The sequence below is a fragment of the Herbaspirillum hiltneri N3 genome, from assembly GCF_001267925.1.
Taxonomy (GTDB): Bacteria; Pseudomonadota; Gammaproteobacteria; order Burkholderiales; family Burkholderiaceae_D; genus Herbaspirillum; species Herbaspirillum hiltneri.
Genome location: NZ_CP011409.1, coordinates 773,260 through 784,900, shown reverse-complemented (window position 1 = coordinate 784,900; position 11,641 = coordinate 773,260). Strand labels below are relative to the sequence as shown.

Annotated in this window: 13 protein-coding genes and 1 pseudogene; 3 read left to right on the top strand and 11 right to left on the bottom strand. The window is 61.2% G+C overall.

Annotated features, from left to right (window positions below):
* Positions 1-18: 18 nt before the first annotated feature.
* The 11 genes from hisG to F506_RS03495 form a co-directional block, all read right to left on the bottom strand.
* Positions 19-684 carry an ATP phosphoribosyltransferase gene (gene hisG, locus F506_RS03545; protein ID WP_053195361.1) on the bottom strand — a complete coding sequence of 222 codons (666 nt, stop codon included), beginning with the start codon at positions 682-684 and terminating at the stop codon, positions 19-21.
* A 13-nt stretch (positions 685-697) separates the two neighbouring features.
* Positions 698-1,954 (bottom strand): UDP-N-acetylglucosamine 1-carboxyvinyltransferase, encoded by a 1,257-nt coding sequence (gene murA / locus F506_RS03540; RefSeq protein ID WP_053195360.1) that lies wholly within the window; start codon positions 1,952-1,954, stop codon positions 698-700.
* Positions 1,955-1,968: 14 nt separating this feature from the next.
* A complete protein-coding gene (locus F506_RS03535) occupies positions 1,969-2,205 on the bottom strand; it encodes a BolA family protein (protein ID WP_029363541.1) in 237 nt (78 codons plus the stop codon).
* A gap of 54 nt (positions 2,206-2,259) precedes the next feature.
* Positions 2,260-3,024: an ABC transporter permease gene (locus tag F506_RS03530; protein WP_053195359.1), complete on the bottom strand. Its 765-nt coding sequence runs from the start codon at positions 3,022-3,024 to the stop codon at positions 2,260-2,262.
* Positions 3,021-3,932 carry an ABC transporter ATP-binding protein gene (locus F506_RS03525; protein WP_053195358.1) on the bottom strand — a complete coding sequence of 304 codons (912 nt, stop codon included), beginning with the start codon at positions 3,930-3,932 and terminating at the stop codon, positions 3,021-3,023. The genes F506_RS03530 and F506_RS03525 overlap by 4 nt, the downstream gene beginning before the upstream one ends.
* A gap of 177 nt (positions 3,933-4,109) precedes the next feature.
* The gene (locus F506_RS03520; protein ID WP_053195357.1) at positions 4,110-4,394 is read right to left on the bottom strand and encodes an STAS domain-containing protein; all 285 of its coding nucleotides are present in this window, start codon (positions 4,392-4,394) and stop codon (positions 4,110-4,112) included.
* A 23-nt stretch (positions 4,395-4,417) separates the two neighbouring features.
* Positions 4,418-5,050, bottom strand: coding sequence for an MlaC/ttg2D family ABC transporter substrate-binding protein (locus F506_RS03515; protein WP_053195356.1), 633 nt, complete (start codon positions 5,048-5,050; stop codon positions 4,418-4,420).
* Positions 5,051-5,275: 225 nt separating this feature from the next.
* Positions 5,276-5,986 carry an MlaA family lipoprotein gene (locus F506_RS03510; RefSeq protein ID WP_053195355.1) on the bottom strand — a complete coding sequence of 237 codons (711 nt, stop codon included), beginning with the start codon at positions 5,984-5,986 and terminating at the stop codon, positions 5,276-5,278.
* Complete coding sequence (gene mlaD / locus F506_RS03505; protein ID WP_053195354.1) at positions 5,983-6,459, bottom strand: outer membrane lipid asymmetry maintenance protein MlaD; 477 nt, start codon at positions 6,457-6,459, stop codon at positions 5,983-5,985. The genes F506_RS03510 and mlaD overlap by 4 nt, the downstream gene beginning before the upstream one ends.
* A gap of 81 nt (positions 6,460-6,540) precedes the next feature.
* Complete coding sequence (mlaE, locus tag F506_RS03500; RefSeq protein WP_053195353.1) at positions 6,541-7,320, bottom strand: lipid asymmetry maintenance ABC transporter permease subunit MlaE; 780 nt, start codon at positions 7,318-7,320, stop codon at positions 6,541-6,543.
* Positions 7,317-8,120, bottom strand: a complete 804-nt coding sequence (locus F506_RS03495) for an ABC transporter ATP-binding protein (RefSeq protein WP_083458206.1) — start codon at positions 8,118-8,120, stop codon at positions 7,317-7,319. Before F506_RS03495 ends, mlaE begins: the two co-directional genes overlap by 4 nt.
* 290 nt (positions 8,121-8,410) lie before the next feature.
* On the opposite strand from F506_RS03495, the pseudogene ychF reads away from it, so the two are divergent.
* The 3 genes and pseudogenes from ychF to F506_RS03480 all read left to right on the top strand — a co-directional run bounded on the left by ychF (position 8,411) and on the right by F506_RS03480 (position 11,638).
* Positions 8,411-9,501: pseudogene (ychF, locus tag F506_RS03490) on the top strand (redox-regulated ATPase YchF).
* A 15-nt stretch (positions 9,502-9,516) separates the two neighbouring features.
* On the top strand, positions 9,517-10,410 hold the full coding sequence (locus F506_RS03485) for a class I SAM-dependent methyltransferase (RefSeq protein WP_053195352.1): 894 nt from the start codon (positions 9,517-9,519) through the stop codon (positions 10,408-10,410).
* A gap of 133 nt (positions 10,411-10,543) precedes the next feature.
* Positions 10,544-11,638 (top strand): GGDEF domain-containing protein, encoded by a 1,095-nt coding sequence (locus tag F506_RS03480; RefSeq protein ID WP_053195351.1) that lies wholly within the window; start codon positions 10,544-10,546, stop codon positions 11,636-11,638.
* Positions 11,639-11,641: the final 3 nt, after the last annotated feature.

Sequence of the window (11,641 nt, the reverse complement as noted above, 5' to 3'; positions counted from 1 at the left end):
TGTCGCCTTCGATGCTTGCTATGCGTTTGCCTGCGATGCTTTTTCGAATGCTTCCAGGATCGGCTGGAGACGTTCGCGTTTCAGTTTCAGCGCGGCCTGGTTCACGACCAGACGCGACGAAATTTCCATGATGTGCTCAACTTCAACCAGCTTGTTGGCGCGCAGCGTACCGCCGGTGCTGACGAGGTCGACGATGGCGTCGGACAGGCCGACCAGCGGACCCAGTTCCATCGAGCCGTACAGCTTGATCAGGTCGACGTGCACGCCCTTGGCAGCGAAGTGTTCACGCGCGGTCTTGACGTACTTGGTGACCACGCGCAGGCGCGCGCCCTGGCGCACCGCGCTGGCGTAGTCGAAACCGTCCTGCACGGCGACCGACAGGCGGCACTTGGCGATGTTCAGGTCGATCGGCTGGTACAGGCCTTCGCCGCCATGCTCGAGCAACACGTCCTTGCCGGCCACGCCGAAATCTGCCGCGCCGTATTGCACGTAGGTCGGCACGTCGGAAGCGCGCACGATGATCACGCGCACGGCCGGGTCATTGGTCGGCAGGATCAGTTTGCGCGAGGTCTCGGGATCTTCGGTAACTTCGATGCCGGCGGCCTTGAGCAGCGGCAGCGTTTCTTCGAAGATGCGTCCCTTGGACAGGGCCAGGGTGAGTTGCGGCGTGAGTTGCTGGGTCATTGTGTGCTAGCGATTATTTAACGCGTTCGATCTGGGCGCCGATCGACGACAGTTTGTTTTCCATGCGATCGTAGCCGCGGTCGAGATGATAGATGCGTTCGATCAGCGTCTCGCCCTGTGCGGCCAGACCGGCAATCACCAGCGATGCCGATGCGCGCAGATCCGTCGCCATCACCGGCGCGCCGATGAATTTTTCCACGCCCTTGACGATCGCGGTATTGCCTTCGATGTCGATGGCGGCGCCGAGGCGGTTCATTTCCTGCACGTGCATGAAGCGATTTTCAAAAATCGTTTCGGTGACGTGGCTGGTGCCTTCGGCGATGCAGTTCAACGCCATGAACTGGGCCTGCATGTCGGTTGGGAAACCAGGATATTCGGTGGTGCGGAAGCTGACCGCCTTGGGACGACGCGCCATCTGCACGCGGATCCAGTCCTCGCCGGTGGTCAGAATGGCGCCGGCTTCGCGCAGTTTGTCGAGTGCGGCGTCGAGCAGGTTGCTGCGGGTGTTCCTCAGCGTAACGTCGCCGCCCACGGCCGCCACGGCGCACAGGAAGGTGCCGGTTTCGATGCGGTCGGCAATGACGGTGTGCGACGCGCCGTGCAGCTTGTCGACGCCCTGGATCACCAGGCGGTCGGTGCCGATACCTTCGATCTTCGCGCCCATCGCCACCAGCAGCTGCGCCAGGTCGCTGACTTCAGGTTCGCGTGCGGCGTTTTCCAGCACGGTCTCGCCGTCAGCCAGCACGGCCGCCATCAGCAGGTTTTCAGTGCCGGTGACGGTGATCATGTCAGTCACGATGCGCGTACCCTTGAGGCGCTTGGCCTTGGCGTAGATGTAGCCGGCGTCGATGGTGATTTCCGCACCCATCGCCTGCAAGCCCTTGATGTGCTGGTCGACCGGACGCGAGCCGATGGCGCAGCCGCCCGGCAGCGATACCTTGGCTTCGCCGAAGCGCGCCAGCAGCGGACCGAGCACCAGGATCGAAGCGCGCATGGTCTTCACCAGTTCATACGGCGCTTCCAGCTTGGTGATGTCGCCGCCATTAAGCGTGACCTTGTTGCTGCCGGCTTCCTGTTCGATACGCAAACCCATCTGGCGCATCAGCTTGAGCATCGTGCTGACATCCTGCAGGTTCGGAATGTTCGACAGGTGCAGATTGTCGGCGGTCAGCAGGCCTGCACACAAAATAGGCAGCGCTGCATTCTTGGCGCCGGAAATGACGACGTCGCCGGAAAGGCGGTTACCGCCGCGGATTAAGAGCTTGTCCATAGGGAAACCTGGCCTTATTTCTGAAATTCTTCGGGAGTGAGGGTCTTCATCGACAGGGCGTGAATTTCCTCGCGCATGCGGTCGCCGAGCGCCGCGTAGACCAGCTGGTGGCGCTGGATCAGGCGTTTGCCGGCGAAGGAGTCGGACACGATGACGGCGGTAAAGTGCTGGCCGTCGCCCTCGACTTCGAGGTGCGAGCAGGCCAGGCCGGCAGCGATGTAGTTCTTAACGAGTTCAGGTGTGGGTAGCATGATGCGGCTCTTCACTAGGTGATCAAGGTAAATGGCGAACGGTGAACGTCGCCATCAATGTGCGCCCGCGCGCAGTTTGTAACCGCTCTTCAGCATCCGTACCGCCAGCGTCGAGAGCGCGATGAAGAACACCGAGACAATCGCCAGGCTGATCACGGGGTTGATGTCGGACTGCCCGAAAAAGCCGTAGCGGAAACCGTCAATCATATAAAAGAACGGGTTGAAATGCGAGACCGTTTGCCAGAATGGCGGCAGCGAGTGGATCGAATAGAACACGCCGGCCAGGAAGGTCAGCGGCACGATCAGGAAATTCTGGAACGCCGCCAGCTGGTCGAACTTTTCCGCCCAGATGCCGGCGACCAATCCCATGGTGCCGAGGATGGCCGCGCCCAGCAGGGCGAAGATCACGATCCACCATGGCGCCACGAAACTCAGGTGGCCGAACCACGCCGTCACCACGAACACGCCCGCACCGACGATCAGGCCGCGCACGACCGCCGCCAGCACGTAGCCGCCGAACATTTCCCAATGCGAAAGTGGAGTAAGGAGAACGAACACCAGGTTGCCGGTGATCTTGGACTGGATCAGCGACGACGAGCTGTTGGCGAAGGCGTTCTGCAGCACGCTCATCATGACCAGCCCGGGCACCAGGAAACCGGTGTATTGCACGCCCGGATAGACCTGCACGCGGTCTTGCAGCACGTGGCCAAAGATCAGCAGGTACAGCATGGCGGTCATGACCGGCGCCGTCACGGTTTGCGTGGCGACCTTCCAGAAACGCAGCACTTCCTTGTAAAACAGTGTTTGAAAACCGGTCATTTGACGTCTCCCATGATCTGGATGAAGACATCTTCCAGATCGGCCTGTTGCAACTGCATGTCGTCAATCACCGCGCCACCCTGGCGCAGCGCCGACAAGATCGGCTCGACGTCGTTGTAGTCGTTCACGCGCAGCGTGTATTTCAGGCCCGACAACAATTCTTCGGGATGCGTCACCAGCGGACGCAGGCTGTCGGGCAAGCCGCCCGACTTCAGGCGCAACACCAGTTGCGAACCCGAAATGCGCTTGATCAGCGCGTCCGTCGAATCGAGCGCCACCACCTTGCCGAATTTCAGCATGGCGATGCGGTTGCACAGCGCCTGGGCTTCTTCCAGATAATGCGTGGTCAGCACGATGGTGTGACCTTCGCGGTTGAGGCGACCGATGAATTTCCACAAGGTCTGGCGCAACTCGACGTCGACGCCCGCGGTCGGCTCGTCGAGCACGATCACCGGCGGCTTGTGCACCAGCGCCTGGGCGACCAGCACGCGCCGCTTCATGCCGCCGGACAACGCGCGCATGTTGGTGTCGGCCTTGTTGGTCAGGTCCAGGTTGTCCATCACCTCGTCGATCCAGCGATCGTTGTTCTTCAGGCCAAAATAACCGGATTGCATGCGCAGCGTTTCGCGCACGGTGAAGAACGGATCGAACACCAGTTCCTGCGGCACCACGCCGAGCTTGGTGCGCGCCGCCCGGTAATCGGTGACGACGTCATGGCCGTGGATGGTGACCGAACCGGAGTCGGCGCGATTGAGTCCGGCCACGATCGATATCAGTGTGGTTTTGCCGGCGCCGTTGGGGCCCAGCAAGCCGAAAAATTCACCCTCTTCTATCGAGAGCGAAACACCGCCCAGCGCTTGCAGCGACTGATAGCGTTTTTCGACATTATTGATCTGTAGAGCTGCCATTATTTGGTCCGCATTCGGGACGCGTCAGAGTGAGCAAAAAAGGAATGAATCAGGCTGCCGGCCTTTTGCATCAAGGCAACAAGCGGTGCAGCGAAACGTTGGATTATAGGGGATTTCCGCTCTTGCAGCCGGAATGGGGGGAAGCGGCTGCCGGCATGGCCGGCGGCCTTGTGGAGATCAGTGGTGTCGGTCGGATGCGGAAGTCGGTGCACCCAGCAGCGACGCGGCGCCGTACAGGTCGACCAGGCTTTGCAAATTGGCCGGCAGGACGCCGAACTGCAGCGCCAGGCCCTTTTTCTGCGCGGCGCGTTGCCACGCCAGCAAGGTGGCGACGGCGGAAGAATCCACGGTTGCCACGCCGCTCAGGTCAATCGACGACTGGCCGCCGGCAATTGCCTGCAGGCCGGCCGCCAGCGTGGTGCTGGCGTTGTCGGCGGTAAGGGTGGCGTCGGGTTTGAACATGTCAGGCTTCCTGTCGGTCCTGGTTACTTCTTGCCCGAACGCGCAGCCAGCTGCTTGTTCTTGTCGGACAGGCTCTTGATCAGGCCGTCGATGCCGCCCTTGGTGATTTCGCTGTTGAAGGTGCCCTTGTAGGCTTCCACCAGCCACGCGCCCATCACGTTGACGTCATACATTTTCCAGCCCGACGACAATTTCTCGAGACGATAGCTCAGCTGGATCGGTTCGCCGCGCGACTGGATCACTTGCGAACGCACTTCCACTTCGGTGTCGGCCGGGTCGGCGCGCAACGGCTTGTATTCGATCTTCTGATCGCGGATCTGCGACAGCGCGCCGGAGTAGGTGTAGATCAGCAGGCTGCGGAATTCGGTGATCAGCTGTTTTTGCTGTTCCGGTGTCGCCTGGCGCCAGTAACGGCCGGCCGCCAGCGCGGTCATGCGCTCGGAGTCGACGTAAGGAAGGATTTTTTCTTCCACCAGCGCAACGATGCGATTGATGTTGCCGGCCTGGATTTCCTTGTCGCTCTTGGCGGTGTTGATCACGTCGTCGCTGATGCGCTTGACCAGCGCATCAGGCGCTTCCTGCGCCGAGGCGGCGGACGCGAACGTCAGCGCCGAAACAGAGAGGGCAATCGCCAGGAATTTGGTAAGCATGTTCATAATCTACGATCCATTCATAAATAAGGCGCCATCGCCCGCTACGCCGCTACAGCCGCGCCGGACATGATCCGGTGCACCGCTGATCCACTTTGCCACAAAAATGCGGCGCGTGTCCGGCAGGTTCCAAACGGCTACCGGATATACAACGTGGTTGCATTCTCCGGATTTTCAAGTGAGGCCGGGCGCGATGATCGCGCCCGGCCGGATTCACCTGTGATGCGTCGGTTAAGGCTTGACGACTTCTTCCTTGCCGCGCTGCTCATCCTTGGTGCCGTCGATCTGCGACTGGCGGCTCTGCAGGTAGGTGTCGCGCACGAAGTCATACTTGTCGAGCGCGGCGTCTTCCAGCAGGTTGGAAGCGTCCAGCAACTGCGCACGCTTGTCGATCACGCGCACCACCGAACCGACGTTGCGCCAGCGCACCGGCTTCTTGTACGTCCACAGGTCGCCGTAGAAATCGGCCGGCAACGCCGCAGTATCACGAATCGTCGATGGTCCCAGCAGCGGCAGCACGACGTACGGGCCGGATCCTACGCCCCATTTGCCCAGCGTCTGGCCGAAATCGGACTTCTGCTTCGGCAGACGTGCTTCGGTACTGACGTCGAGCACGCCGCCCAGACCGAAGGTGGTGTTGACCGCCACGCGCATGAAGCTGGTGACGCCGGTTTCGACACGGCCTTGCAAGATCTGGTTCACCGCCGACCACAGGTCGCCGATGTTGCCGAAGAAGTTGCCGATGCCGGTCTGCACGAAATTGGGCAGGACGAACTGATAAGCCTGCGCGGCCGGTTTCAGCGCCACCTTGTCGACGGTGTCGTTGAAGCTGAACATCGCGCGGTTGAAGCCTTCAAGCGGGTCGTTCGGGTTTTGCGATGTGGCGCAACCACTGAGCGCGGCAACCATGGCCAGCGCTGCGATACGAGCTGTTATTTTCATTTTGGACTATCCTTTCCCTCTGCTGCCTTGCTATATAAGAACTGGCTGATCAGGTTCTCCAGCACGATCGCCGACTGCGTCATCTTGATCGTGTCGCCTGCCGCCAGATTTTTTACATCACCCCCCGGTTCGATACCGATGTATTGCTCGCCAAGCAGACCTGAAGTCAGGATCTTGGCGGAACTATCCTTTGGAAACTGGTAGCGCTCGTCCATGTTGAGCGTCACCGATGCCTGAAATGTCTTGTCGTCGAACCGGATCGCATCGACGCGACCGACCACCACGCCGGCGCTCTTGACCGCAGCGCGCGGCTTGAGGCCGCCGATGTTGTCGAACTTGGTGGTGATCGAATAGGTCTTCTGGTTGAACGAGAACGAGCTCATGTTGCCCGCCTTGAGCGCGAGGAAAACCAGCGCGGCCGCTCCCAGCAAGACAAACAAGCCCACCCACACGTCTAATGTTTTACGTTGCATACACTGCCATCCTAAAAATCAATCCGAAGTCCGCGATGAAGTTCGTTGCGGACTTGCCTTCGTTATTCCCGGCCGTCCTGCTCAGCTGAACATCAGCGCCGTCAGCAGGAAGTCCAATCCCAACACCATCAGTGAAGCGATTACCACCGTGCGCGTGGTGGCGCGCGAGACGCCTTCGGGGGTCGGCTTGGCTTCGTAGCCTTGATACAGGGCAACGAAGGTTACCGCAATACCGAAAACGATGCTCTTGAGCACGCCGTTGGCGATGTCGTTCCAGACGTCGACGCCGCCTTGCATCTGCGACCAGAATGCGCCTTCGTCGACGCCGATCATCAGTACACCCACAATATAACCACCGATCACGCCGACGGCACTAAAAATCGCCGCCAGCACTGGCATGGCAACAACGCCGGCCCAGAAGCGCGGCGCGACCACGCGCTGCAGCGGATCGACGGCCATCATTTCCATTGCCGATAGTTGCTCGCCGGCTTTCATCAGACCGATCTCCGCAGTCAGCGAGGTGCCGGCGCGGCCGGCGAACAGCAAGGCGGTCACGACCGGCCCCAGCTCGCGCGTCAGCGACAAGGCCACCAGCAGGCCCAGCGCCTGTTCGGAACCGTACTTATTAAGCGTGTAGTAGCCCTGCAGGCCGAGCACGAAACCGACGAACAGGCCCGACACGGCGATGATGACCAGCGAATAATTGCCAATGAAGTGGATCTGATCGGTGATCAGGCGCGGACGGCGCCACAGGCCGCCCGAGGAGCGGATCACGGTCCAGAACATGCGTGCGGCGAAACCGAGGCCGAACACGAATTCGCGCAGGGAGCGGCCGATGCCGCCCAGGAAACCAGCGATCATTGACGCCCTCCCAAGCCAACGTCCTCTGCCAGCGAGCGGCCCGGATAATGGAACGGCACCGGGCCGTCGGCCTCGGCGTGCACGAATTGCTTCACGTAAGGGTCCTGCGAGGCGCGCATTTCGTCGGGAGTGCCTTGTGCGACGATCTTGCCTTCCGACAGGAAGTAGACATAGTCGGCGATGCCGAACGATTCGTTGACGTCATGCGACACCAGGATCGATGTCGAACCGAGCGCATCATTGAGCTTGCGGATCAGATTGGCGGTCACGCCCATGGAAATCGGATCAAGGCCGGCGAACGGCTCGTCATACATGATCAGCGCGGGATCCAGCGCGATCGCGCGCGCCAGCGCTACGCGGCGCGCCATGCCGCCGGAAATCTCGGCCGGCTTCAGCGGTGCGGCGTTGCGCAGGCCGACCGCGTTGAGCTTGAGCAGCACCAGGTCGCGGATCAACTCTTCCGGCAGGTCGGTGTGTTCGTGCAACGGAAACGCGACGTTGTCGAACACCGTCATGTCGGTAAACAGCGCGCCGTTCTGGAACAGCATGCCCATCTTGCGGCGCAGGCGATACAGGTCGCCGGTGTCGAGCGACGGCACGTTCTCGCCGTCGACCGTCAGCGTGCCCGATTGCGGGCGCAACTGGCCGCCGATCAGGCGCAGGATGGTGGTCTTGCCGGAGCCGGATCCGCCCATGACGGCAATCACTTTTCCACGTGGGAAGTCCATGCGGAGGCCCGACAGGATCGGGCGGTCCCCATAACCAAAGTGCAAGTCGCGGATTTCTACGATGTTAGGCAAGACGGATACCAAGAATTCTCCAAAGGCGACATTGTAGAGCAAAAACAGCAATTGCTTCCGGCATGGCAATAGGCAGTGTAAATACAATCCAACGGCTCACCGGCCAATTAACGTATTGAAACAAATTGACAACACTTCAACTGACCAATCTCGGCGAGTTGGGATGCGCTTCTTATGTTTCCGCGTCGCAGCACGATGCTTGCGGCGCAAGCCGCGCAAGCCTCAGCAAAGCTGCGGGTCGGCCGCCTGACTTGATACAATACCGCTTTTGATTAAGAAAGAATTTTGTCATGAGCCTCAAATGCGGCATCGTCGGCCTGCCCAACGTCGGTAAATCGACCCTGTTCAATGCCTTGACCAAGGCGGGCATTCCCGCTGAAAACTATCCGTTCTGCACCATCGAACCGAACGTCGGCATGGTCGAAGTACCCGATCCGCGCCTGCAGGCGCTGGCAGAAATCGTCAGCCGGAGCGCATTCTTTCGGCAACCGTGGAATTCGTGGACATCGCCGGCCTGGTGGCGGGCGCTTCCAAAGGTGAAGGCCTGGGCAACCAGTTCCTGTCGCACATCCGCGAAACGGACGCCATCGTCAACGTGGTGCGCTGCTTCGAAGACCCGAACGTGATCCACGTGGCCGGCAAGGTCAGCCCGCTGGATGACATCGCCGTGATCCAGACCGAACTGGCGCTGGCCGACATGGGCACCGTCGAGAAGGCGATCCACCGCGAACAGAAAAAAGCCCGCTCGGGCGACAAGGACGCCGCCAAGCTGGTGGCGCTGCTGGAACGCATCATGCCGGCGCTGGACGACGCCCAGCCGGTGCGCGCGCTCGGACTCGACGCTGAAGAAATAGCGCTGATCAAGCCGCTGTGCCTGATCACGGCCAAGCCAGCCATGTACGTGGCCAATGTGTCCGACAACGGCTTCACCAACAACCCGCTGCTGGACCAGCTGACCAAATACGCCGCCGACCAGGGCGCGCCGATTGTCGCCATCTGCGCCGCCATCGAATCGGAAATCGCCGACCTCGACGACGCCGACAAGGCCGACTTCCTGGCCGACATGGGCATGGAAGAGCCGGGCCTCGACCGTCTGATCCGCGCGGGCTTCAAGCTGCTCGGCCTGCAGACCTACTTCACCGCAGGCGTGAAGGAAGTACGCGCCTGGACCGTACCGGTCGGCGCCACCGGCCCGCAGGCGGCCGGCGTGATCCACACCGACTTTGAGCGCGGCTTCATCCGCGCGCAGACCATCGCCTATGAGGACTTCATCGCCTACAAGGGTGAAAACGGCGCCAAGGAAGCGGGCAAGATGCGCGCCGAAGGCAAGGAATACGTGGTCAAGGACGGCGACGTGATGAACTTCCTGTTCAACGTCTGAGCCAGCGACATTCTTATGAGCAGCAAGAAGCACAACAAACCTGCGGCGGCCGGCGTTGCCGCAGGTGCCGCCGGCGCCGGCGCGGCGATTCCGGAAATCCGCCCGGGCCAGTCGATAGAGCTGCTCAAGGAATTGCACATCCTGACGCGCGACGGCAAGCTCAACCAGGACAGCCGCCGCAAGCTCAAGCAGGTCTATCACCTGTACCAGTTCATCGAACCACTGCTGCAGGAAATCCGCAACGCGCATCCCGACGTCAGCGTGGTCGATCACGGCGCCGGCAAGTCGTATCTCGGCTTCATCCTGTATGACCTGTTCTTCAAGGCGCTGGAAGGCAATTCGCGCATCTACGGCATTGAAACGCGCGAAGAACTGGTGCAGAAATCGACCGAGCTGGCAAAACGCCTCGGCTTCCCCGGCATGTCCTTCCTCAACTTGTCGGTGGCCGACTCGATCGTCTCGCCCGCCCTGCCGGAACAGATCGACGTCGTCACCGCGCTGCACGCCTGCGATACGGCAACCGACGACGCCATCCATTTCGCGCTGAAAAAGCATGCGCAATTCATCGTGCTGGTGCCGTGCTGCCAGGCCGAAGTCGCCTCCGTGCTCAACCGCAACAAGGGCGCCTCGCTGGGCCGCACGTCGCTGACCGAGCTGTGGCGCCATCCGCTGCACACGCGCGAATTCGGCAGCCAGGTCACCAACGTGCTGCGCTGCCTGCAACTGGAAGCGCACGGCTACCAGGTCAGCGTGACCGAACTGGTCGGCTGGGAACACTCGATGAAGAACGAACTGATCATCGCCCGCTACAAGGACCTGCCGCGCAAGCGGCCGACCGAACGCCTGCAGGACGTATTGCAGTCGCTCGGCCTGGAAGAAATGGGCGAGCGTTTTTTCGCCACGCTGTAAAGCAATCACGGCGCGCCGGTGGTAAGCTTGTGCGTCCGCAGCAAATCGCTTGCCGGGCAAGGGGGACGCGGCTCAGGCCAGCGTTGATGGTATCAAGGGAAATAAGCAAAAACGGCCAAAAGACCGGACCACGATGAATAGCGCTGTCGACACCCAGGCACTGTTGGAAGAAAACCAGCAGCTGCACGCCGAGTTGCAGGACCTGCTGGAGCAGGCCCGCATCAATCAACAAATCATGCAGCGCCACCAGGCTTTCGACCTGCGCCTGATCGGCTCGAGCGAATTCCGCGACCTGATCGAAACGGCGTCGCTGTTGATGCCCAACACCTTCAACCTGGAAATCGTCACGCTCGCGCTGGTCGACTACGCCTTCGACGTGCGCCGCATCCTGCATGACCTGCAAATCGGCCTCGACGAATATCCCAACCTGCTGTTCCTGGCTGAAAACGGCCCCGCCCTGCCGCTGGAAAAGCCCACGCTCGGCCCTTACCAGCATGAATTGCATCAATCGCTGTTTCCGACGTACCGGCCCGCCAGTGTGGCGATCCTGCCATTGACGCGCCATCAGAAACTGATCGGTTACCTGGCCCTGGGCAGCGCCCATGAAGGCCGCTTCACCGGCAACCTGGCTACCGACTTCATCGAGCGGCTGGCGTCGGTGGTGGCGATCTGCCTTGAAAACGTCATCAACAACGAACGCCTCAAGCACATCGGCCTGACCGATCCGCTCACCGGCGTCAACAACCGCCGTTACATCGAACAGCGCATGCAGGAAGAAATTGGCCGCGCCCAGCGCGAGCGCTCAGCACTGTCCTGCCTGTTCATCGACATCGATCACTTCAAGCGCGTCAACGACAAGTTCGGCCACCAGAGCGGCGACGACGTGCTGCGTGAAGTAGCGACACGCATCAAGAAGGAATTGCGCCTGAGCGATTCGCTGGGACGATACGGCGGCGAGGAATTCATCGTGCTGCTGACCCAGGCGACATTGCGCGACGCCGAACGCATCGCCGAACGGATCCGCGCCAGCGTGGCCCAGCAGGCCATCGAGATTGCCGGCGCGGATGAAGCGCTGCAGGTGACCGTCTCCATCGGCGCCGCCTCGCAAACCCCGCCCGACCGCAGCATGTCGGCCGACCAGGCGCGCCAGAAACTGATCGCCAGCGCCGACGAGGCGCTCTACCGCGCCAAAGAAGGCGGCCGCAATCGCGTGATGCTGGCCGGCTGAACC